We start from the raw sequence: 21,017 nt of genomic DNA, 5'->3' as shown, positions 1-21,017 counted from the left end.
ATGACCGCCGTCACCACCGGGGCGCGGACGGGTCGCACCCACCCGTCCGCCCCGGCGGGCCGGACCCGGCGCCGGTGGTGGGGCGGGCAGCCGATCGGCACGCTGTTCGCCGCGCCCTACCTGGTGTTCGTGCTCGCGATCTTCGCCTATCCGCTCGGCTTCGCGGCCTACATCTCGGTGCACGACTACTTCTTCACCGCGCCCGGGGTCGAGGTCGACAAGCCGTTCGTGGGGCTGGACAACTTCGTCACGGTGCTCACCGATCCGCAGGTGCTGGCGTCGTTCCGCAACACCGCCGTGTTCCTGGTGATCAACGTGCCGTTGACGGTGGTGCTCGCACTGGTGCTGGCGTCGGCGTTGAACGCCGGTGTCCGCTGGGCCTCGGTCTACCGGGTGGCGTACTACGTGCCCTACCTGACCGCGAGCGTCTCCCTGGTCGGGGTGTGGATGCTGCTGTTCTCCTCCGGCGGTCTGGTCAACGCGGTGCTGGGGCCCCTGGCCCCCGACCCGTCCTGGCTGATCAACAAGGGCCTCGCCATGCCGACGATCGCGCTGTACGTGACCTGGAAGCAGCTCGGCTTCTACGTGCTGCTCTACCTCGCGGCGCTGCAGAACGTGCCCCGGGAGCTGTACGAATCGGCCGAGACCGACGGGGCGAACGGGTTCCAGCGGTTCCTCAACGTGACGGTGCCCGGGGTCCGGTCCGCCACCACGCTGGCGCTGATTCTCGCGATCATCACCGGCACCAACCTGTTCACCGAGCCCTATCTGCTCACCAACGGCGGCGGGCCCGACGGGGCGTCCACGACGCCGGTGCTGCTGATCTACCAGCGCGGCATCCAGCAGCAGAACCCGGACACCGCGGCGGCGATCGGGATGCTGCTCGTCATCGTGGTCGGCCTGCTGTCGCTGGCCGCCAACCGACTGAACCGGGAGAAGTGAGATGCGACGCTGGTCGGGCGCGCTGCGCCACGTGCTGCTCGGGCTGATGGCCCTGGTGTTCGCCTTCCCGTTCTTCTTCATGCTGGTCGGGGCCTTCCAGGAGAACCCGACGAACACCCCGGACCGGCTGCTGCCCACCTCCGGGTGGACCACGGAGAACTTCACCCGGATCGACTCCCGGATCGACCTGGCCGGTTCGCTGCTGAACTCGCTGGTCTTCACCGGGGGCGTGCTGCTCGGCACGGTGGTGTGCGGCACGCTCGCGGGGTACGCGGTCGCCCGGCTGGACTTCCTCGGCCGCCGGCTCACCTGGGTGTTGATGCTGCTGGTCCAGATGGTGCCGTTCCAGCTGCTGATGATCCCGCTGTACGTCCAGATCACCCGGGGTTACGGGCTGGGGGACACCTACCTCGGGATGATCCTGCCGTTCGCGATCAACACCACCGCGGTGTTCATCTTCACCCAGTTCTTCCGGGCGCTGCCCCGGGAGATGTTCGAGGCCGCGCGGATCGACGGGGCCGGTGAGCTGCGGATCCTCCGGTCGATCGCGCTGCCCCTGGTCCGGCCCGCCCTCGCCACCGTGGTGCTGGTGACGTTCATCGGGCCGTGGAACGAGTTCCTCTGGCCGTTCCTGATCACCAAGGACGCCACGATGCAGCCGCTCGCGGTGTCCCTGGCCAACTACATCTCCAACGTGGCCCAGTCCACGGCCAACCCCAACGGGGCGATCCTCGCCGGGGCGGCCGCGCTGGCCTTCCCGGTGGTCGTCCTGTTCTGCCTGTTCCAGCGGTACTTCACCGCGTCCGACCTCGGCTCCGCCGTGAAAGGTTGATCGATGTCCGCCACCAGCATCTTCACCGGAGCGGCCTTCCCGCTCGGCCCGTTCGTCCCCTACGAGCACAACCCCGTGCTGCGGCCGCGTGGCGGGAGCTGGGAGTCCGCCAACCTCTACAACCCGGCCGCGCTGGTCGTCGACGACCAGGTGGTCCTGCTCTACCGCGCGCACGCCGAGGACATCGTGTCGCACATCGGGCTGGCCCGGAGCGACGACGGCCTCACCTTCGAGCGCGAGGCCGAGCCGATCCTGTCGCCGGTCGAGGACTACGAGCGGTACGGCTGCGAGGACCCGCGCGTCGTCTGCATCGACGGCACGTACTACCTGACCTACACCGGCTGGGACCGGCACGCGGCCCGGCTCTGCCTGGCGACCTCGACCGACCTGCGGCACTGGACCCGGCACGGCCCGCTGTTCGACGGCTTCGACACCTTCGCGACCGTCGACCCCCGCGGGCACGACTGGTCCAAGGCCGGGGTGATCGTGCCGTTCCCGATGCAGGGACGCTGGTGGATGTACTTCGGCGAGGGAGCGCTGTACTGGGCGACCAGCGAGGACCTGATCCACTGGACGCCCGGCACCCCCGACACCGAGCCGATGTACGCGCCGACACCGGGGTCCTTCGACGCCGACCTGGTCGAGATCGGGACCTCGCCCGTCCTGACCGACAACGGCCTGCTGGTGATGCTGACCAACGGCGCCACCCGCACCGTCCACGACGACGGCCGGGTCGACGTGGACTACCGCTGCGGGCAGATCGCGATCGACCCGGACGAGCCCACCCGGGTGCTCGCGCGCCTGCAGGAGCCCTGGCTGCGGCCGCAGACCTTCGAGGACCGGAACGGTCTGGTGTCGAACGTGACCTTCGTCGAGGGGCTGGTGCAGTTCCGGGGCCGGTGGTTCGCCTACTACGGGCAGTCCGACACCACGCTGGCGGTGGCGGTGCACGACCCCGCCCGCTCGTGGGGCGCCTCGGTGCGGGGCTGACGCCCCGCGGTCCCCGGGCCTCCGCGGCGTGGCACGATGCCGACCGTGAGTCTCCACGCCGGCCCCGACCGCGCGGTCCCGGACCGCCGCGACGCGCTGGCCGCCGCGATCACCTGGCTCGCCGCGGTGGCCGGGCTGCTGGTCCTGCCCGCGGTGAGCGCGATGGACCCGGCCGAGCCGGTGGAGCTCCCCGCCCTCGGGTCCGGGAGCTGGTGGGCGGTGCTGCTGGCGCTGACCGTGCAGGCGGCACCGGTGCTGTGGGCGCGCACCCGGCCGGTGCCCGCCCTGCTGGTGGTCGCCGCCGTGCCGGTGCTGCTGGCCCTGGCGGGGCCTGCGGGCGCCGCCGGGCTGGTCACCCTGGCACCGGTGGTGGTGGTCTACCGGGCGACGGTCGGCGGGCGACGGATGTGGGGTGTGCTGGCCGCCGTGGTCGCGCTGCTGACGGCGGCCACGGCGCTGGACGCCGGGACGACGCCGCTCCTGCTGCTCGCCGCCGTCGGCCAGGCGTTGCTGCTGGTGGCGATCGGGCTCGTCCCGGCCCAGATCGTCGGATCGCGGCGGGCGGTGCGGGCGGCCCAGGCGGGTGAGCTGCGGGCCCTCGCCCGGGAGCGGGACGCCCTGGTCCGGACCGCGGTGGCGACCGAGCGCACCGCGATGGCCCGGGAGCTGCACGACATCGCCGCGCACCATCTGTCCGGGATCGCGCTGATGGCCTCGGCGATCGACCGGCAGCTCGACACCGATCCGGTGGCGGCGCGGGACGGCCTGCGGCAGGTGCGGGAGCAGAGCCGGGTGGTGCTCACCGATCTGCGTCGTCTGGTCGGGCTGCTCCGGGAGGACGATCCGGCGGAGCTGAGCGCCTGGAGCCTGGCCTCGGTGCCGGAGCTGGTCGGCACGGACGTGACGCTGCAGGTGCTGTCGTCACCGACCGGCGAGCCGCTGGGGTCCGGGATCGGCCCGCTCGGCCAGCTGGCCGCCTACCGGATGGTGCAGGAGTCGCTGTCGAACGCACGCGCGCACGCCCCGGGGTCGGAGCGCGAGGTGACGGTCGACGACCAGGACCCGGAGGTGCTGGTGATCACCGTGCGGAACGGACCGCCGACCGGTGTGCCCGCACCGGCCTCCGAGGGCGGACACGGGCTGCGGGGGATGGCCGAGCGGGCCGCCCTGGTCGGTGCGACGCTGCGGCACGGGGCCACGGTGGAGGGCGGCTGGCAGGTGCGGCTCGCCGTCCCGCGGGACCGGACCGATCCGGCCGGCGACCCGTGACCGGGCCGGCACCGGTCCGGGCGCACGCGCGGGCGACGACCGTCCACGACCACCGATGCCCTGGAGGTGCCCCGTGACCCGGGTGCTGATCGCCGACGACCAACCGCTGGTCCGTGCCGGACTGACCACCCTGCTGGGCGCCGAACCCGACCTGGAGGTGGTCGGTGCCGCCGCCGACGGCGACGAGGCGGTGCGCCTCGCCCGGGAGCGGGTGCCGGACGTGGTCTGCCTCGACGTCCGGATGCCGGGCCGGGACGGGATCAGCGTCGCCCGCGAGCTGGCCGGCGCCGACCCCGCCGTGCCGGTGCTGGTGCTGACCACCTTCGACCTCGACGACTACGTGTTCGGCGCCTTGGAGGCGGGTGCGGCCGGGTTCCTGCTCAAGGACGCCGAGCCGGAGACGATCGTGCACGCGGTCCGCCAGGTGGCCGCCGGCCGGGGCACGCTGGACCAGACGCTCACCCACCGGGTGCTGCGGGAGTTCGCCGAGCGCCGTCGGCTCCAGCCGGTCTCGCTCCAACGGGGGGCGGACCTGCTGACCGGGCGGGAGCGGGACATCCTGCTGCTGCTCGCCCAGGGCATGTCCAACGAGGAGATCGCCGCCCAGCTGGTGGTCGAGGTGTCCACCGTGAAGTCGCACCTGGCCCGGATGATGCCGAAGCTGGGGGTGCGCTCGCGGTTGCAGGCGGTGGTCTGGGCCTACCAGAACCGGGTCGTGACGGTGCCCGAGGACTGACCCCCTCCATCGAAGGATGCAGGTCCGGTAGTTCCGCCGGGGGCGGCTGGAGGGGGAGCACCGCGGATTCCTAGCGTCGAGGGACACGTTTCCCGCCGACCGGAGGAGTCCGCCATGACGACCACCACCCTCGTCGAACCCGCCGTCCGCCTGGTGCAGGTGCGCCGCAGCTACCCGAACGGCACCGGAAGCATCGAGGCGCTGGCCGGGGTCACCCTGAGCCTGGCCCCGGGCTCGTTCACCGCCGTGATGGGCCCCTCGGGCTCCGGCAAGTCCACCCTGCTGAACTGCGCCGCCGGGCTGGACACTCCGTCCAGCGGTCAGGTGCTGATCGGCGACGCCGATCTGGGCGCGCTGTCCCCGGACGCCGTGACCCGGTTGCGCCGGGAGCGGGTCGGCTTCGTGTTCCAGGCCTACAACCTGGTCGGTCACCTGACCGTGGCCGAGAACATCGCCCTGCCGCTGCTGCTCGGCGGCCGGGAGCCCGACCGGGAGCTGCGCGACTGGCTGATGGCCGCGGTCGGGCTGACCGGGATGGCGGACCGGCTGCCCGGCGAGCTGTCCGGCGGCCAGGCGCAGCGGGTGGCGATCGCCCGGGCGCTGATCACCCGGCCCGCGGTGGTGTTCGCGGACGAGCCGACCGGCGCGCTGGACTCGCACACCGGGGCGCAGGTGCTCGGCGTGCTGCGCGACACCGCGTCCGCGCTCCGGCAGACCCTGGTGCTGGTCACCCACGATCCGCAGGTCGCCTCCGCGGCCGACCGCGTGGTGTTCCTGGCGGACGGCCGGCTGGCCGGGCACCTGGACGCCCCCACCGCGGCCCAGGTGACCGCCCGGATGATGGAGCTGGCCCGATGAGCGCGGTGTGGACCTCGGCCCGGTCGGCGGTGCGCGTGCACCGGTCGTCGTTCGCGGGCAGCGCCGTGGTGGTCGCGCTGGCCGCCGCGCTGCTCACCGCGACCGGTGCCTGGCTGACCGGTGGCATCCGCGCGGGTGAGGCGGGATCGATGCTGGTCACCGTGGCCTCGTCCTTCGCCGGGACGGCCGTGCTGATCGCGCTGTTCGTGGTCGCCTCCACCATCGCGGCGGCGCTGCGGCCCCGGGCCCGGGAGTTCGCGCTGCTGCGCGCGGTCGGCGCCACCACCGCGCAGGTCCGCCAGATGGTGTCGGCCGAGGTGCTGCTGGTGTTCGCGGTCGCGGCGCCGCTCGGTGCGCTGTCCGGACTGGTCCTGGCGCCCCTGCTCGGCGGGCCGCTCGCCGGGGGCGGCGTGCTGCCGGAGGGCTTCCGCCTGGGGTTCTCCGGCTGGCCGGTGCTGGCGACGCTCGCGCTGCTGGTCCCGACCGCGGTCGGTGCCGCGCGACTGGCCGGGCGGGAGAGCGCCCGCCTGAGTCCTGCCGGAGCGGTCCGGTCCGCCGCGACCGAGCCGGCGGGGCTGTCCCGGGGCCGGACCGTCACGGCGGCGGTGCTCGCGTCGTCCGGCCTGGTGGTGGCGGCGGTGCCGTTCGTCCTGCCGGGGTTGCTCGGCAGCGCCGCGGCCACGGTGTCCGCGTTCCTGCTGATCATCGCGGCCGCACTGATCGGCCCGCTGCTGCTCGGCTGGGTGGCCCGGCGCGGTCTGCGCCTGCTCGGCGGCCGGTCCGGCGCGGTCGGCACCCTGGCGCTGACCAACGCCCGGGGGTTCTCCCGGCGGCTGACCGGGGCGGTCGTCCCGCTGATGCTGCTGCTCGCGCTGGGCGTGGTGCAGTCCGGGGTGAACGTCGCGGTGCTGGACGGGGCGGAGCGCCAGGTGCGGGAGGCGATCGACGCCGACCTCGTGGTGCGCGGGGACGACGACGTGCTGGACCGGTTGGCGGCCGGGACGGCGGGCACCGCCGGCAGCACGGCGCTGGTGACCGCCCAGGTGTGGACGGATCAGGACGACGAGGACCTGCCGTTCCTGGACGGACTGAACTGGGAGACCACCGCGCTGCGCACGGTGCCGACGGACACCGGCCTGATCGACCCGGACGTCCGCTCGGGCTCGCTGTCCGACCTGGCCTCGCCGGGCACCGTCGCGGTCAGCCGGGAGGCGGCGCTGGGCGGGATGGCCTCGGTCGGCGACGCGATCGGTGTCCGGCTGGACGGCGTCGAGAGCACGTTGACCGTGGTGGCGACCTACGAGCGGAGCCTCGGCCTCGGCGACTACCTGATCGGCGACGCCACGGGGGAGCAGCTCGGCGCGTCGCCCACCGATCGGGTGCTGCTGCTGCGCTCGGACTCCGGGGCGGCCGAGGCACGGGCGTCGGGGCTCACCGTGACCGACGTGGCGGGGTACGCCGCGCAGGTGCGCGCGGAGTCGGCGGGGCAGCAGCAGCTGTCGGCGGCGCTCCTGTTCGCGTTGCTGGCCTTCATCGCGGTGGCCGCGGCCAACACGCTGATGATGCTGGTCGGCTCGCGGCGGGCCGAGTTCGCCCTGCTGAGCCGGACCGGCGCGACCCGGCGTCAGCTGCTCGGGATGGTCACCGCCGAGTCGGCCCTGCTCACCGTGGTGGCGCTGCTGGCAGGGATGGCGTGCGTCCTGCCCGCGCTGCTGGGCGTCGGACAGGGGTTGACCGGGGTCCCGGTGCCGACGATCGACGGTGGCGCGCTGGCCGGGCTGACCGCGGTGGTGGTGCTGATCGGGCTGCCGCTGCCGGTGTGGGCGGCCTCCCGGGTGATCGGCGTGCACCCGCGCGGCTGACCCGGGGGCGCGGTCGCCGCGGTCCTCGTCCGGCGGGACCGCGGCACAGGCCCCGCTCAGGTGTCGCTACGGTGTCTGGCGTGCGTGCCCCCACCATGACGGACCCGCTGCCCGACGCGACGCCCGACGACCCGCGCTGGCGCCGGGCCGCCCCGACCCCGGACCAGCTCCGGGCCGACGTCCTGATCGCGATCGTGCTGTTCATCGGTGCGGTGCTCGATCTGGCGCTCTGGCAGGTGGTCGGCCTGTACGACGACCCGGCCTCCGGACCGGTGGCGGTGGCCTGCCTGGCGGCGACCGTGCTGCCGCTGGCCGTCCGCCGCCGCTGGCCGTCCTGGGTGGTGCTGGCCTGCGCCGCGATGTTCGTGGTCACCGCGACTCTCCAGGTCTCGGAGACGCTGTTCATCAACATCGCGCTGTTCATGGCGCTGTACACGGTCGGTGCCTGGGAACCCCGGCGGGCCCGCGCGTTCTGGGTCCGGGCCGTGGTGGTCGTCGGCATGTTCGCGTGGTTGCTGGTGACGATCTTCCAGTCCGTGACCGACCCGGAGGCGATCCCCGGGCTGTCCCGGGCCGGGGCCTTCTCCCCGATGGCCGCCTACCTGATGAGCCAGGTGCTGACCAACCTGCTCTACTTCGCCGGGGCCTGGTACTTCGGCGACCACGCGTGGAACGCGGCCCGGGACCGGGCGCGGACCGAGTGGCGCGGGGAGCAGCTGGTCGCCGAGCGGCGCGTGGTCGAGGAGCAGGCGGTCGCGCTGGAACGGTTGCGGCTGGCCCGGGAGCTGCACGACGCGGTGGCCCACCACGTCTCGCTGATGGGTGTGCAGGCCGGGGCCGCGCGGGTGCTGCTCGCCGCCGATCCGGCCGGGGCCGCCGCGTCGCTGGAGCAGGTGGAGGAGTCCGCACGGGAGGCGATCCGGGAGCTGCAGGGCGTGCTCGGCACGCTGCGCGAGGCCGGCGCTCCGGCGGCCTCCGCGCAGGCGGTCGCGTCCATGTCGGTGGAACAGCTGCCCGCCCTGACCGAGCAGTCCACCGAGGCGGGGGTGCGGGCGACCTTCCAGGTGATCGGCGCGGTCCGGCCGCTGCCGCCGCTGGTGTCGCTCAACCTGTACCGGATCGCGCAGGAGGCGCTGACCAACACCCGCAAGCACGCCGGGGAGGGCGCCCGGGCCGATGTCCGACTGCGCTACGCCGAGGACGCGGTGGAGCTGGAGGTCACCGACGACGGCGGCGGACTGAGCCGGCGGGCGAGGGTCGGCGGTGGCGGACTCGGCCAGGTCGGGATGCGAGAACGTGCGGCCGCCGACGGCGGATCGCTGGAGGCCGGGCCGCGCGGCCGCGGCGGGTACCTGGTGCGGGCGCGGGTGCCGCTCGCCACGATGCGGGAGCGGGACGACCGATGAGCGAGATCCGAGTCCTGCTGGCGGACGACCAGGCGCTGCTGCGTGCGGCGCTGGCCACCATCCTGGACGCGTCGCCGGACCTGACCGTGGTCGGTCAGGCCTCCACCGGTCGCGAGGCGGTCGACCTGGCCCGGGAGCTCCGGCCGGACGTGATCTGCATGGACGTGCAGATGCCCGAGCTGGACGGCATCGAGGCGACCCGGCAGATCCGGTCCGATCCGGCGCTGCACAGCGCGATCCTGGTGCTGACCACCTTCAACCGCGAGGACTACCTGGTCGAGGCGCTGACCGCCGGGGCCGCCGGGTTCCTGTTGAAGAACTCGCGCCCGGAACAGCTCGCCGACGCCGTCCGGGCGGTCGCCGCCGGGGACGCGCTGCTCTCCCCGGAGGTCACCCGCTCGGTGATCGCCCGCGCGATGGGCGGCCCGTCCGCCGACGAGCCCGGTCCGGAGCCGTGCCCGGTGGTGGTCGATCAGCTGACCGACCGCGAGACCGAGGTGCTGCGCCTGGTCGCCCGTGGCCTGAGCAACGACGAGATCGCCGCCGAGCTGGTCCTCGGACGGGCGACCGTCAAGACCCACGTGTCGAACCTGCTGACCAAACTCGGCCTGCGGGACCGGGTGCAGGCGGTGGTGTTCGCGTACCGGAACGGGCTGGGCAGCTAGGACGCCGGGGCCGGTCGGCCGACCAGCACCTCCACCTGTTCCAGACCGGAGGACGGCGACCCGCGCTCGCGGTCGATGTCGTAGCCGACCTGGACGTCCAGCCAGAACCGGTCCGGGAGCCCGAGCGCCTTCGACAGCCGCAGGGCCGCGCGGGTGCTCACCCCGCGTCGGCCGCGCAGGATCTGTCCGACGTGGGTGGGGGAGAGCCCGGTCGCACGCGCCAGACGGTAGGCGCTGATGCCCAGGGGATCCAGGAACTGCGCGCGCAGGACCGCGCCGGGGTGCGGGGCGGCGTTCATCTCTGTCCTTTCCGTCGTCGTCCGGCCTCCACTGTGGGCTCGTCGTCGCAGCGGGGTGGTGCTCGTGGCCGCGATGGAGTGCGGTCCGGGTCGGAGTTGAGTGCTCGGACCACCTCCCCCTCGGGACGGAGCTCCACCGCGAGGGTGACCACCGGGTTCACTCCTCAGCCTGAGGCGCAGCCCCTCCCCGGCCCCCTACCGTCGTCTCATCACCACTCATCCACGACGACAGGAGTTCAGCGTGCTCCAGCTGAGCGGCATCCACCGGTCCTTCGGTGACCGTCTGGTCCTCGACGACGTGGGCTTCACCGTGCAGCGCGGCAAGCTCACCGGATTCGTCGGCGGCAACGGCGCCGGCAAGACCACCACCATGCGGATCGTCCTCGGAGTGCTCGCCGCGGACTCGGGGACGATCACCCTGGACGGGCGGCCCCTGGGCGACGAGCAGCGCCGCGGCTTCGGCTACATGCCGGAGGAGCGCGGGCTGTACCCGAAGATGAAGATCGTCGAGCAGATCAGCTACCTGGCCCGGTTGCACGGCTACGACAAGCGCACCGCGGTCGGCAAGGCCACCGACCTGCTGACCCGGCTCGGGCTCGGGGAGCGGCTGAACGACCCGGTCGACGATCTCTCGCTCGGCAACCAGCAGCGCGCGCAGATCGCCGCCGCGCTGGTGCACGACCCCGAGGTGCTGATCCTGGACGAGCCGTTCTCCGGGCTGGACCCGATGGCGGTCGACGTGGTGCTCGGCGTGCTCAGCGAGTACGCCGCCCAGGGCGTCCCGGTGCTGTTCAGCTCGCACCAGCTCGACGTGGTCGAGCGGCTGTGCGACGACGTCGTGGTGATCGCCGGCGGTCAGATCCGGGCGGCCGGCGGCCGCGAGGAGCTGCGCGAGCGGTACGCCGAGCCCCGGTACGAGATCACCTCCGGCGGTGACATGGGCTGGCTGCGCACCCACTCCGGGGTGCGGGTCCAGGAGTTCGACGGCGGGTACGCGATGTTCGACGCCGACGAGGCCACCGCCCAGCAGGTCCTGCGGACCGCGTTGGACGCCGCGCCGGTCCAGTCCTTCAGCCCGGTGCGTCCGCGCCTGGCCGAGATCTTCCGCGACATCGTCACCGACGAGGTGCGTCACGACGAGGAGGCCGCCCGATGAGCACCCCCACCCCGAAGCAGCGCCCGGCGAACCCGTCGATGCTGCAGCACACCCTGCTGGTGGCCGAGCGCGAGGTCACCACCCAGGTCCGCAGCAAGGCGTTCATCATCTCGACCGTGGTCATGCTGGTCCTGATCCTGGCGGCGATCGTGGTGTCCAGCGTCTTCGGTGACCGGTTCGGCTCGGATCCGAAGGTGGCCGTCGTCCCGGCGACCGCCGAGCTGGTCGCCGGGTTGGACGGCATCGATCCGGTCGACGCGGCCGACGACGCCGCCGCCCGGCAGCTGGTCGAGGACGAGGAGGTGTCCGCGGCGCTGCTGCCCGACCCGGACGGCGACGACAACCCGCTCGGCGTCGTGGTGGTCGCCAAGGAGTCCGCCCCGGACACGGTCGTGTCGGCGCTCGCGGTCGCCCCGCCGGTCGAACTGCTCGACGAGCCCACCACCAGTGAGGGGCTGCGCTACGTGGTGGCGCTCGGCTTCGGTCTGGTGTTCATGTTCGCCTCGCTGACCTTCGGCAGCACCATCGCGCAGAACACCGTGCAGGAGAAGCAGTCCCGGATCGTGGAGATCCTGCTGTCCGCGGTGCCGCCGCGGGCGCTGCTGGCCGGGAAGGTGATCGGCAACAGCATCCTGGCCTTCGGGCAGACCGCCGCGATCGCCGCCGTCGCCGTGATCGGCCTGGTGGTGACCGGCCAGGACGACACCCTCGGTCTGATCGGCGCACCGGTGGCCTGGTTCGTGCTGTTCTTCGTGGTCGGATTCGTGCTGCTGGCCGCGATGTTCGCCGCCGCGGCGTCGCTGGTCTCCCGCACCGAGGACACCGGTGCGGTCCTCACCCCGGTGATGTACCTGGTGATGATCCCGTACTTCCTGGTGATCTTCTTCAACTCCAACGAGACGGTGCTCGCGGTGATGAGCTACGTGCCGTTCAGCGCCCCGGTCGGCATGCCGGTCCGGCTGTTCCTCGGCACCGCCGCCTGGTGGGAGCCGCTGCTCTCGCTGGTGATCCTGGCCCTGTCGGCCTGGGGCGTCACCGCGATCGGCGCCCGGATCTACGAGCGGTCGGTGCTGCGCACCGGTCGCCGGGTGAAGCTGCGTGAGGCGCTGAGGGGCTGAACGCGGAAGACGGCCGGTCGTCCCAGGAGGGTGGGGCGGCCGGCCGTCGGCATGGGTACGGTCAGGAGTCGAAGGGGAGCACGAGGGTGCGGAGCAGATCGGCCAGCCGCTCGCGCTCGTCCTCCGGCAGGTCGGCCAGCAGGTCCCGCTCGATGTCCAGCAGGCTCGTCATCGCCGCGTCGACCCGGGACAGTCCGTCCTCGGTGAGGCTGACCAGCACCCCGCGGCGGTCCTCCGGGGACGGCTGGCGCTCGACCAGCGAGCGTGCGGCCAGCCGGTCGATCCGGTTGGTCATCGTCCCGCTGGTCACCAGGGTCTGGGTCAGCAGCGCACCGGGCGACAGCCGGTAGGGCGCCCCGGCGCGACGCAGCGCGGACAGCACGTCGAACTCCCACGGCTCCAACCGGTGCAGGGCGAACGCGCGCCGCCGTGCCAGATCCAGGTGCCGGGACAGCCGGGTCACCCGCGACAGCACGGTCAGCGGGGTGACGTCCAGGTCCGGGCGCTCCCGTGCCCAGGCGTCGACGATCCGGTCGACCTCGTCCACCGGCAGCTCCTCGGGCATGTGGGGAGGCTACTTCAGCCCTGGTCCTGGGGGGCGGAGTGCTGCTCCGACAGTCGCGGCCGGCGCTCCAGGCCCGCCAGTCCGTTCCAGGCCAGGTTGACCAGGTTCGCCGCCACGTCCGCCTTCTTCAGCGACCGCGAGTCCAGCCAGTGCTGGCCGGTCAACGCCACCATGCCGACCAGCATCTGCGCGTAGATCGGCGCGGTCCGCGGGTCCAGGTGCTGCTTGGTGAACTGGTCCGCCAGCAGGTGCTCGACCTGGGTCGCCACGTCGCCGATCAGGCTGGAGAACGTCCCGGTGGCCTGCGCGACCGGCGAGTCGCGCACCAGGATCCGGAAGCCGTCCTCGTTGTCCTCGATGTAGCCCAGCAGCGCCAGGGCGGACCGTTCGACCAGCACCTTGGGGTGGTGGCCCTTCTCCAGTGCGCCGTTCAGCGCGTCGGTCAACGCCTGGATCTCGCGGTCGACCACCACCGCGTAGATGCCCTCCTTGCCGCCGAAGTGCTCGTAGACGACCGGCTTGGACACCTCCGCCCGTGCAGCGATCTCCTCCACCGAGGTCCCCTCGAAGCCCTTCTCGGCGAACAGCTTGCGACTGACGTCGAGCAGCTGCTGGCGACGCTCGGCGGCGGTCATCCGCGCCTTGGTCGCTCGGGTGCCCCGGCGGGTCTCTGTGGCCATCACGACATCTTGTCAGGCGTGGCAAGGCCGCGGGCCTGGCAGACTGGGGGCGCACATCGACACGGGTCGGCTGTGCGGTCCGCCCTGGTGTAATGGCAGCACACAGGCCTTTGGTGCCTTGAGGTCCGGGTTCGAATCCTGGGGGCGGAGCCTGGGTCCACGCCCGCTCGGGTGTGGGTGCGGTGACCGCGTCCTGGGCGGCGTACGTCGCGGCACGACCAGCACCGTGGCTCCACGCGATCGCGTGGACCGCCTCCGTGGTCCCGATGCCGGCCTCGCGGCGTACACCGACCTCACCGCCGCTCGGGTGCCGGACCCGTCGACCGCAGCCGGCACACAGTCCGAGCCACTCGGGGCCGTGCCGTCCGGTGCCGTTCTCACCTGCGTCATTCCCGGGAGAAGCCGAGCAACCACAGGAGGTACACCCCGCCCAGCGCCGCGCTGACGAGCCCGACCGGGATCTGGAACGGGCTGAGCAACCGCTGCGCGCCGAGGTCCGCGGCGACGAGCAGGAACGCGCCCATCGCGGCGGACGGGCCGAGGGCGATCCCCGGGCGTCCGGCGACGCGACGGGCGAGCTGTGGAGCGGCGAGGGCGAGGAACCCGATCGGCCCGGCGGCGGCGACCGCCACGGCCGCGAGGGCGACGCCGAGGGTCAGTGCGGTGACACGGACCCGCCGTACCGGGGTGCCGAGCGCGACGGCGGTCTCGTCGCCGAGCTCGAGCGTGTGGAGCTGTCGCCCGATCGTGAGCGTGGCGGGCGCGAGGACGGCCACCGCGGCCACCAGCGGAACGACCGGGGACCAGGTGATGGCGTTCAGCGAACCGAACTGCCACGCCTTCGCCGCTTCCGCCGACTCGATGGTCGCGCGCGCGATGAGGTAGTCGTTGAGCGAGCTGAGCATCGCACCCACGGCGATGCCGGCGAGGATCAGCCGCTCCCCTCCGACTCCACGCCGGACCGTGAGCAGGACGACGGCCGCGGCGGTCGCCAGGCCGCCGACGACGGTCGCGCCGGCGATGGAGAACGTCGTCGGACTCGCCGTCAGCAGAATCACGACCAGTCCGCCGGTCGAGGCGCCGGTGGTGAATCCGACGATGTCGGGACTGCCGAGCGGGTTGCGCGACATGCTCTGGAACACCGCGCCGGACAGGCCGAGCGCAGTGCCGACCGCCGCCGCGGCGACGACCCGTGGCACGCGCTGGTGCAGGACGATGAACCGGTCCGTCCCGGAACCGCCGCCGGTGAGCGTACGCAGGACACCGGCCAGGTCGAGATCGTAGGTCCCGGTGGTGACGGTGAGGACGGCGACGGCGAGCGTGACCGCGAGCAGGACGGCGGTCGCGAGGACGGTTCTGCGGTGCAGGGCCAGGAGGCGGCCGCCGGGAAGGGGGACGGCGGCCGTGCGTCGCCACGGTCCGGCCCCCCGCGCCTCGCGGGCGCTCACCGGACGTTCCTGCCCCGGACGACGAGCGCGAGGAGCAGTGGCGCCCCGACGAATGCCGTGACCACCCCGACCTCGATCTCGCCGGGGCGGTCGATGACGCGTCCGACGATGTCGGCGGCGAGGACGAGCGCGGGTCCGGCGACCAGCGAGCACGCGAGGACCCGACGCTGGTCGACCCCGACGAGCAGCCGCACGGCGTGCGGGACGACGAGACCGACGAACGAGATCGGGCCGGCCGCTGCGGTCGCGCCGCCGCACAGCAGGGTGATGGCGACGAAGGCGGCGGTGCGGGCCCGCGCGACGCGGGCGCCCAGAGCCGCTGCCTGCTCGTCGCCGAGGCTGAGGGCGTTGAGGGTGTGCGCGGACCCGAGTGCCAGGACCAGCCCGCCGAGCAGGAAGGGCGCGACCCAGGTCAGCACCCCGGCGTCGCGTCCGTCGAACGAGCCGATCACCCAGTACCGGTACGAGCTGAACGCCGACGTGCGGTACATGGTCACGACGCCGGTGACGGCGCTCAGGCTCGCCCCGAGCGCGACGCCGGCCAGCACCAGTCGCGTCGGGCCGGCGTGCACGTCCCGACGCTGCGCCATCGCGTAGACGAGCACGGCGGCACCCGCCGCACCGGCGAACGCGAACCAGAGATACCCCGAGACGCCGGTCACGCCGAACAGCGCGATCGCGAGGACGACCGCGAACGACGCCCCGGCGTTGACTCCGAGGATCCCGGGCTCGGCGAGCGGGTTGCGGGTGAGCGCCTGCATCACCACGCCGGCGACCGCCAGGGCGGCACCGACGACGACGGCCAGGACCGTCCGGGGCAGCCGCAGCTCGTGGACGATGATCGACGCCGCTGTCCCGTCGCGGTGGACGAGCCCTCGCCACGTCTCCGCGATGCCGAGGTCGCGCGACCCGATCGCCAAGCTGAGCACGGCCAGGCCAGCGACGACTGCGAGCCCGACAGTGACGACGAGCGCCATTCGTGCCGCCGACCTGCGGATTCGTCCAGGTGGCGAGACGGTTGCCTGAGTGCTCACTTAGGTTAGCCTAGGCTCAGTTACATGCGATTCTCCAACCGACCGGTCGTGAGCGGCCTCGGCCTCGTGCTCGCCACTCTCGCGCTGTCCGCCTGTTCCGGCGCCACCGCGGAGGACAGTCCGACCGCCACCGACGCGGCCACGGGCGCGACCCAGGACATCCGGTACACGACCCCGCGCACCATGCCCGAGGGCAAGGGCAGCGGCGAGGCCGACGGTGTGTTCCCGCGCACCGTCGTGCACTTCCAGGGCGAGACGACCCTCGATGCGGAGCCGCAGAAGATCGTCGTGATCTCCACCGGCCAGGCGGATGCGCTGCTCACGCTCGGCGTCGTGCCCACCGGCTCGACGTCCGGCGACGGCGCGGAGATGATTCCCGCCTACTTGTACGACGCGTTCCCCGACCTCGCGGACGAGCTCGACGCCGTCGTCGACGTCGGCTCCCGGTTCGCACCGGACGTCGAGACGATCGCGAACATCGCCCCGGACCTCATCGTCATGAACAACGCGGGCAAGGACGCCGAGGCGCTGTACTCCACCCTCGCGGCCGTCGCGCCGACGGTCGCGACGCAGGGGACCGGCCTGTACTGGAAGCAGGACTTCCTGCTTCTCGCCGACGCGCTCGGGCGCGCCGAGCAAGCGCAGGTCTGGCTCGACGAGTACCACGCCGACACGATCGCGTTCGGCGAGCGGGTCGAGGGCGACCCCACGGTCTCGTTCCTGCGCAAGAACGGCGATCGCACCCGGGTGTTCGGCATCGCCTCGTTCACCGGCTCGGTCGCCGAGGACGCAGGCCTGGCACGCCCGGAGAGCCAGTCCTTCTCCGACGACACCTCCGTCGACATCTCCGCGGAGCAGATCGACCAGGCGGACGCGGACTGGCTGTTCTACGCGGTGCAGGGCGGTCAGCTCTCCGAGCTCACCGACCTGCCGCTGTGGCCGACCCTCCGGGCCGTCGGGGACGAGCACGCCGTCGCCGTCGACGACGACGTCTTCTACCTCAACGTCGGCCCGACAGCGGCCCGCGGGGTCCTGGACGTCCTCGAGGACACGCTGGCGAGCTGAGGCCCCATGAGCACGGCGACGACCGGTCCTCGGCAGGGCCTCGAGGCGCGAGGGGCCACCTTGCGCTACCCGCACGGACCGACGATCACGGCGGATCTCGACCTCACCATCAGGCCGGGTGGGTTCACCGTGATCGTCGGGGCGAACGCGTGCGGGAAGTCCACCCTGCTCAAGGCGCTCGCCCGCGTCCTGGTGCCACAGGACGGGACCGTTCTTCTCGACGGAGTCGATGCCCACGCGCACCCGCCGAAGTCGTTCGCGACCCGCGTGGGGTACCTGCCACAATCCGCGATCGCCCCCGACGGCATCACCGTCGGCGAGCTCGTGGCACGCGGCAGGTACCCCCACCAGACGATGCTGCGGCAGTGGTCGGCAGCCGACCGGCGCGCGGTGGACGCGGCCCTGGACCGCACCCGGCTGGACGATCTCGTCGACCGACCGGTCGCCGCGCTGTCCGGCGGTCAGCGTCAGCGCGTGTGGATCGCGATGGCCCTCGCCCAGCAGACCGAGATCCTCCTGCTCGACGAGCCCACGACCTTCCTCGACCTCGCGCACCAGGTCGACGTGCTCGAGCTCTGCCACGAACTCAACACGGCCGGGGGGACGACGGTGGTCGCCGTGTTGCACGACCTGAACCAGGCGTGCCGGTACGCCGACGAGATCATCGTCATGAAGGGCGGTGCCGTCACGGCGATCGGCGCCCCCGACGAGGTCATCACCGCCGATGTCGTGCACGACGCGTTCGGTCTCGATGTCCGCGTCATCGAGGACCCCGTCACCGGCACCCCGCTCGTCCTGCCCCTCACCGGACCCCGCCGACGCACACCTACCGAACGGACCGCGCCGTGACCACCACCCACGCACCCGCAGCCCTCCCTGGCGGGTTCGGCTCCGACGCGCCCGACGGAGACTTCCCCCGCACCGTCACGCACTTCGGCGGCACCACCCGGCTCGATCGCTTGCCCTGGCGCGTCGCCGTGATCTCCACTGGCAACCTCGACAGCCTGGTCAGCCTCGGCATGGTCCCGACCGCCTCGACGCACAACAACAGTGGCGAGCACGTCCCCGCGTACCTGGCGACGTCCCGGCGGATCGATGACGACGCCCGGGATCAGCTGAGCAGGATGGCCGACATCGGCCTGCGGACCGCGCCCGACCTCGAGCTGTTAGCCGGGCTGGAACCCGACCTCATCATCGGCAGCTACCGGGGTGCCGGTCTGCGTCTGTACGACGAGCTGTCCGCGATCGCCCCGACGATCCTTCCCGAGGGCAAGGGCTTCAACTGGAAGCAGGACTTCCTCCTCGTCGCCGCGGCCGTCGGTCGAACCGAGCGCGCGCGCGACGTGCTCGCCGAGTACGACCGCCAGGTCCGGGCGCTACGAGCGCGGTCGGCGGCGCTCGGCGGACCTCGCGTGTCCGTCGTGCGGTTCGGGCCCGCCGGGCTCGAGACGCACGGCACGTGGTCGTTCTGCGGGTCGGTCCTCACCGACATCGGGGCGCACCGTCCGCCGTCGCAGTCCCGGCACGACAACGGCACCGTGCTGGACCTCGCCGCCCCCGACGCCGACCTGCGTGGCACCGTGGACGCGGAGCTGCTGTTCTTCACCCGGGTTCGGGTCGAGCCGGCCGAGCAGGCGTGGGCTGCTGCCGCGCAGTGCGGATGGGGGGCGCTCGACGCCGTGCGCCACGGAGCCGCACGTCAGGTCGATGCCGGGCACTGGCACGGCAACGCCGGGCCGTCGGCCGCTCTCGCCGTGCTCGATGACGTCGAGGCCGCCCTGCGCTGAGCGTGACCCGTGGCGGCAGCGGTGTGTCGGCCCGCACACCATCGCGGGCACCCTGCCCGACACCGCGCCCACGGGCGGCGTCGGAGGCGGTCATCTTGGCGAGTTCGAACACGCCGGTGCCCGCCGCGAGGAGGGCGACGACTCCGAGCACGGTCCCCTCGTGATCCACCGCGACCAGGACCGCACCACCGGTTCGACGATCGCCTCGTGCGGGTGCGAGAGCACCCGGTCGTCCTCCGGGGCGTCCGCGGCTCAGTGCGCCGCGGGCACCTCGGGCAGACCTTCCCGGTGCACCAGCTCGCGCGCCCGGCCGATCGCCGGGTCGAGCTCGTCGAACAGGTGCCCCTCCTCCTGCAGGGCCGCGATCACCCCCACCCGCCGGGTGAGCGGCAGCTGCGCGGGCCGGATGCCCTTGACCAGCACGGTGACCCCGCGCCGTTCCAGGCCGGTGACCAGCTCGGTCAGCGCCTGGGCGCCGGTGGCGTCGAGGTGGTGGACCTGGGACAGGCGCAGCACCACGACCGAGACGTCCTGGATCGAGGCCACCCGCTCCAGGACGCGTTCGGCCGCGCCGAAGAACAGCGCGCCCTCGATCCGGAACAGGGCGATCCGGGCGTCACCCGCCTGGGCCGGTGCCGGGAGCTCCTCGCGATGCACCCCGGCCGCCCGGGCCAGGGCGCGCAGGCTGAGGACCGCCGCCACGGCGATGCCGATCCCCACCGCGTAGATCAGGTCGACCGCGACGGTGATCACAGCGGTGAGCACGAACAGCAGGGCGGCCGAGCGGGTCGACCCCAGCACCGACCGCGCGGTGCGGACCGACACCATCCGGACCGCCGTGACCATCAGGACGCCCGCGAGCGCGGCGAGCGGGATGCGGGAGACGACCGACCCGGCGATCCCCATCACGGCGAGCAGGACCACGGCGTGCACGATCGCCGCCAGCCGGGTCCGGGCGCCCGAGCGGAGGTTCACCGCGGTGCGGGCGATCGCCCCGGTGGCAGGCATCCCGCCGAACAGGCCGGAGGCGATCGAGGCGAGCCCCTGGCCCACCAGCTCCCGGTCCGGGTCGAAGCCCCTCCCGGTCTGGGCGGCCGCCACACGCGCGGAGAGCAGGGACTCGATCGCCGCGAGAGCGGCCACCGTGGCCGCCGGGACCGCGAGGTCGCCCAGCACCCCGAGATCCACGGCCGGAAGGCTGGGGGCGGGCAGTCCGTGCGGCAGGGCGCCGATGGTCGCCAGGGGGAGACCCGCCAGCACGGACACGACGGTGACGACCACGATCGCGACGATCGAGCCGGGCAGACCGCGGTGGACACGCGGCGCGAGCACCATGATCGCCGCGACGGCGAGCACGGCGGCGATCGGCCACGCGGCGTCGCCCGGGCGCAGGTCGGCCAGCGCCCGGCCCGCCACCACCGCGGCGTTGCCGCCGGAGCCGGTGTCCGCGGACCCGATCGCGGTCGGGACCTGCTGCAGGAAGATGATGGTGGCGATGCCGAGGGTGAAGCCCTCGATCACCGGCCACGGGATCATCCCGACCGCACGGCCGAGCCGGAGTGCGCCCGCGAGGACGACCAGCACGCCCGCGATCAGGCACACCAGGCCCAGTGCCGCGGCGCCGGAGCGCGCGACGATCGGGGCGAGGACGACGACCATGGCGCCGGTCGGTCCGGACACCTGGACGTGCGAACCGCCGAACACGGCGGCGACCAGACCGGCGACGACCGCGGTGACCAGCCCCGCAGCGGCGCCTGCTCCCGAGCTGACCCCGAAGGCCAGGGCGAGCGGCAGCGCGACGACGCCCACGGTCACCCCGGCGAGCAGATCATGCCGCCACGACCTGCGCACCTCGGCGTAGTCGGCGGCGGAGGGCAGGAGGGAGCGCAGCCGCCCGGCGGCGCTCACCGCCGCACCGCGCTGGACGGATCGCTGGGCAGGTCGGACCGGGAGGCCGCCGTCAGGTGGTCGTGCGTGTCCTGGAGCAGGGCGGTGAGCAGGTCGCGGGCGACGCTCAGCAGATCGGCCACCTGGGGGTACCGGAGCCGGTAGAGGACGGTGCTGCCCCGTCGTTCGGACTCGACCAGCTGGTAGCGGCGCAGGACGCTCAGATGCTGCGAGAGGTGGGACGCCTCCAGACCGGTCTCCTCGATCAGGGTGGACACCGGCACCTGGTCGTCGGCGGCGAGCAGTTCCAGCACCCGGATCCGGACCGGATGCGACAGCCCCTTGAACAGGTTCGCCTTGGTCTCGTTCAGCGGGCGCTGATCCACCGGACCTCCAGATGATGAATTGATGAACTCAT

General features: G+C 73.1%; 21 protein-coding genes and 1 tRNA gene. 15 read left to right on the top strand and 7 right to left on the bottom strand.

Annotated elements, in window-relative coordinates; all coding sequences use genetic code 11:
• From OGL89_RS00195 to OGL89_RS00155, 9 genes are all read left to right on the top strand, one after another.
• Positions 1–942: a sugar ABC transporter permease gene (locus tag OGL89_RS00195; RefSeq protein WP_263117770.1), complete on the top strand. Its 942-nt coding sequence runs from the start codon at positions 1–3 to the stop codon at positions 940–942.
• A gap of 1 nt (position 943) precedes the next feature.
• Entirely contained in the window at positions 944–1,774 is an 831-nt protein-coding gene (locus tag OGL89_RS00190; RefSeq protein WP_263117769.1) for a carbohydrate ABC transporter permease, read from the top strand.
• A 3-nt stretch (positions 1,775–1,777) separates the two neighbouring features.
• Positions 1,778–2,764: a glycoside hydrolase family 130 protein gene (locus tag OGL89_RS00185; protein ID WP_263117767.1), complete on the top strand. Its 987-nt coding sequence runs from the start codon at positions 1,778–1,780 to the stop codon at positions 2,762–2,764.
• Positions 2,765–2,809: 45 nt separating this feature from the next.
• Positions 2,810–4,033, top strand: coding sequence for a histidine kinase (locus OGL89_RS17045; protein ID WP_263117764.1), 1,224 nt, complete (start codon positions 2,810–2,812; stop codon positions 4,031–4,033).
• A 73-nt stretch (positions 4,034–4,106) separates the two neighbouring features.
• Positions 4,107–4,769, top strand: coding sequence for a response regulator transcription factor (locus OGL89_RS00175; RefSeq protein ID WP_263117763.1), 663 nt, complete (start codon positions 4,107–4,109; stop codon positions 4,767–4,769).
• Between the two features lie 114 nt (positions 4,770–4,883).
• On the top strand, positions 4,884–5,627 hold the full coding sequence (locus OGL89_RS00170) for an ABC transporter ATP-binding protein (protein WP_263117762.1): 744 nt from the start codon (positions 4,884–4,886) through the stop codon (positions 5,625–5,627).
• Entirely contained in the window at positions 5,624–7,489 is a 1,866-nt protein-coding gene (locus OGL89_RS00165; RefSeq protein ID WP_263117761.1) for an ABC transporter permease, read from the top strand. Before OGL89_RS00170 ends, OGL89_RS00165 begins: the two co-directional genes overlap by 4 nt.
• A gap of 80 nt (positions 7,490–7,569) precedes the next feature.
• The gene (locus OGL89_RS00160; RefSeq protein ID WP_263117760.1) at positions 7,570–8,895 is read left to right on the top strand and encodes a histidine kinase; all 1,326 of its coding nucleotides are present in this window, start codon (positions 7,570–7,572) and stop codon (positions 8,893–8,895) included.
• Positions 8,892–9,560, top strand: coding sequence for a response regulator transcription factor (locus tag OGL89_RS00155; protein ID WP_263117759.1), 669 nt, complete (start codon positions 8,892–8,894; stop codon positions 9,558–9,560). Before OGL89_RS00160 ends, OGL89_RS00155 begins: the two co-directional genes overlap by 4 nt.
• Here the strand turns inward: OGL89_RS00155 and OGL89_RS00150 are convergent.
• Positions 9,557–9,910, bottom strand: coding sequence for a HigA family addiction module antitoxin (locus tag OGL89_RS00150; RefSeq protein ID WP_263117959.1), 354 nt, complete (start codon positions 9,908–9,910; stop codon positions 9,557–9,559). The two genes, OGL89_RS00155 and OGL89_RS00150, sit on opposite strands and share 4 nt — an antisense overlap.
• A gap of 190 nt (positions 9,911–10,100) precedes the next feature.
• Between OGL89_RS00150 and OGL89_RS00145 the strand changes: the two genes are divergently transcribed.
• Together OGL89_RS00145 and OGL89_RS00140 are read left to right on the top strand one after the other, a co-directional pair.
• The gene (locus tag OGL89_RS00145) at positions 10,101–11,015 is read left to right on the top strand and encodes an ATP-binding cassette domain-containing protein (RefSeq protein ID WP_263117758.1); all 915 of its coding nucleotides are present in this window, start codon (positions 10,101–10,103) and stop codon (positions 11,013–11,015) included.
• Positions 11,012–12,133 (top strand): ABC transporter permease, encoded by a 1,122-nt coding sequence (locus OGL89_RS00140; protein WP_263117757.1) that lies wholly within the window; start codon positions 11,012–11,014, stop codon positions 12,131–12,133. Before OGL89_RS00145 ends, OGL89_RS00140 begins: the two co-directional genes overlap by 4 nt.
• A gap of 61 nt (positions 12,134–12,194) precedes the next feature.
• On the opposite strand, the gene OGL89_RS00135 is transcribed toward OGL89_RS00140, so the two are convergent.
• Together OGL89_RS00135 and OGL89_RS00130 are read right to left on the bottom strand one after the other, a co-directional pair.
• The gene (locus tag OGL89_RS00135; RefSeq protein ID WP_263117756.1) at positions 12,195–12,698 is read right to left on the bottom strand and encodes a MarR family transcriptional regulator; all 504 of its coding nucleotides are present in this window, start codon (positions 12,696–12,698) and stop codon (positions 12,195–12,197) included.
• A 14-nt stretch (positions 12,699–12,712) separates the two neighbouring features.
• The gene (locus OGL89_RS00130; protein WP_263117958.1) at positions 12,713–13,333 is read right to left on the bottom strand and encodes a TetR/AcrR family transcriptional regulator; all 621 of its coding nucleotides are present in this window, start codon (positions 13,331–13,333) and stop codon (positions 12,713–12,715) included.
• A 123-nt stretch (positions 13,334–13,456) separates the two neighbouring features.
• On the opposite strand from OGL89_RS00130, the gene OGL89_RS00125 reads away from it, so the two are divergent.
• A tRNA-Gln gene (locus OGL89_RS00125) sits at positions 13,457–13,528 on the top strand.
• A 236-nt stretch (positions 13,529–13,764) separates the two neighbouring features.
• On the opposite strand, the gene OGL89_RS00120 is transcribed toward OGL89_RS00125, so the two are convergent.
• Together OGL89_RS00120 and OGL89_RS00115 are read right to left on the bottom strand one after the other, a co-directional pair.
• On the bottom strand, positions 13,765–14,826 hold the full coding sequence (locus OGL89_RS00120; protein ID WP_263117755.1) for an iron chelate uptake ABC transporter family permease subunit: 1,062 nt from the start codon (positions 14,824–14,826) through the stop codon (positions 13,765–13,767).
• Positions 14,823–15,803 carry an iron chelate uptake ABC transporter family permease subunit gene (locus tag OGL89_RS00115; RefSeq protein WP_263117754.1) on the bottom strand — a complete coding sequence of 327 codons (981 nt, stop codon included), beginning with the start codon at positions 15,801–15,803 and terminating at the stop codon, positions 14,823–14,825. The genes OGL89_RS00120 and OGL89_RS00115 overlap by 4 nt, the downstream gene beginning before the upstream one ends.
• 81 nt (positions 15,804–15,884) lie before the next feature.
• Here OGL89_RS00115 and OGL89_RS00110 point away from each other — a divergent pair, with 81 nt between their 5' ends.
• Genes OGL89_RS00110 through OGL89_RS00100 form a run of 3 tightly spaced genes read left to right on the top strand, consistent with a single transcriptional unit; the run spans position 15,885 to position 18,712 of the window.
• Complete coding sequence (locus OGL89_RS00110) at positions 15,885–16,925, top strand: iron-siderophore ABC transporter substrate-binding protein (RefSeq protein WP_263117753.1); 1,041 nt, start codon at positions 15,885–15,887, stop codon at positions 16,923–16,925.
• A 6-nt stretch (positions 16,926–16,931) separates the two neighbouring features.
• A complete protein-coding gene (locus tag OGL89_RS00105; protein WP_263117752.1) occupies positions 16,932–17,774 on the top strand; it encodes an ABC transporter ATP-binding protein in 843 nt (280 codons plus the stop codon).
• Complete coding sequence (locus tag OGL89_RS00100) at positions 17,771–18,712, top strand: iron-siderophore ABC transporter substrate-binding protein (RefSeq protein ID WP_263117751.1); 942 nt, start codon at positions 17,771–17,773, stop codon at positions 18,710–18,712. The genes OGL89_RS00105 and OGL89_RS00100 overlap by 4 nt, the downstream gene beginning before the upstream one ends.
• A 252-nt stretch (positions 18,713–18,964) precedes the next feature.
• Here the strand turns inward: OGL89_RS00100 and OGL89_RS00095 are convergent, their stop codons facing one another.
• Entirely contained in the window at positions 18,965–20,620 is a 1,656-nt protein-coding gene (locus tag OGL89_RS00095; RefSeq protein ID WP_263117750.1) for a SulP family inorganic anion transporter, read from the bottom strand.
• Positions 20,617–20,985 carry a metalloregulator ArsR/SmtB family transcription factor gene (locus OGL89_RS00090; RefSeq protein ID WP_263117749.1) on the bottom strand — a complete coding sequence of 123 codons (369 nt, stop codon included), beginning with the start codon at positions 20,983–20,985 and terminating at the stop codon, positions 20,617–20,619. The genes OGL89_RS00095 and OGL89_RS00090 overlap by 4 nt, the downstream gene beginning before the upstream one ends.
• Positions 20,986–21,017 lie beyond the last annotated feature (32 nt).

This window comes from Cellulomonas sp. RIT-PI-Y, assembly GCF_025642745.1.
Classification (GTDB): Bacteria; Actinomycetota; Actinomycetes; order Actinomycetales; family Cellulomonadaceae; genus Cellulomonas.
This window is presented reverse-complemented; position numbering and strand designations above follow the sequence as displayed.

Bases quoted from the DNA above. Each gene is read 5' to 3' on its own strand.
- OGL89_RS00110 (WP_263117753.1), top strand. From the start codon at position 15,885: ATGCGATTCTCCAACCGACCGGTCGTGAGCGGCCTCGGCCTCGTGCTC.
- OGL89_RS00155 (WP_263117759.1), top strand. From the start codon at position 8,892: ATGAGCGAGATCCGAGTCCTGCTGGCGGACGACCAGGCGCTGCTGCGT.
- OGL89_RS00105 (WP_263117752.1), top strand. From the start codon at position 16,932: ATGAGCACGGCGACGACCGGTCCTCGGCAGGGCCTCGAGGCGCGAGGG.
- OGL89_RS00115 (WP_263117754.1), bottom strand. From the start codon at position 15,803: ATGGCGCTCGTCGTCACTGTCGGGCTCGCAGTCGTCGCTGGCCTGGCC.
- OGL89_RS00140 (WP_263117757.1), top strand. From the start codon at position 11,012: ATGAGCACCCCCACCCCGAAGCAGCGCCCGGCGAACCCGTCGATGCTG.
- OGL89_RS00135 (WP_263117756.1), bottom strand. From the start codon at position 12,698: ATGCCCGAGGAGCTGCCGGTGGACGAGGTCGACCGGATCGTCGACGCC.
- OGL89_RS00130 (WP_263117958.1), bottom strand. From the start codon at position 13,333: ATGACCGCCGCCGAGCGTCGCCAGCAGCTGCTCGACGTCAGTCGCAAG.
- OGL89_RS00185 (WP_263117767.1), top strand. From the start codon at position 1,778: ATGTCCGCCACCAGCATCTTCACCGGAGCGGCCTTCCCGCTCGGCCCG.
- OGL89_RS00170 (WP_263117762.1), top strand. From the start codon at position 4,884: ATGACGACCACCACCCTCGTCGAACCCGCCGTCCGCCTGGTGCAGGTG.
- OGL89_RS00195 (WP_263117770.1), top strand. From the start codon at position 1: ATGACCGCCGTCACCACCGGGGCGCGGACGGGTCGCACCCACCCGTCC.
- OGL89_RS00165 (WP_263117761.1), top strand. From the start codon at position 5,624: ATGAGCGCGGTGTGGACCTCGGCCCGGTCGGCGGTGCGCGTGCACCGG.
- OGL89_RS00190 (WP_263117769.1), top strand. From the start codon at position 944: ATGCGACGCTGGTCGGGCGCGCTGCGCCACGTGCTGCTCGGGCTGATG.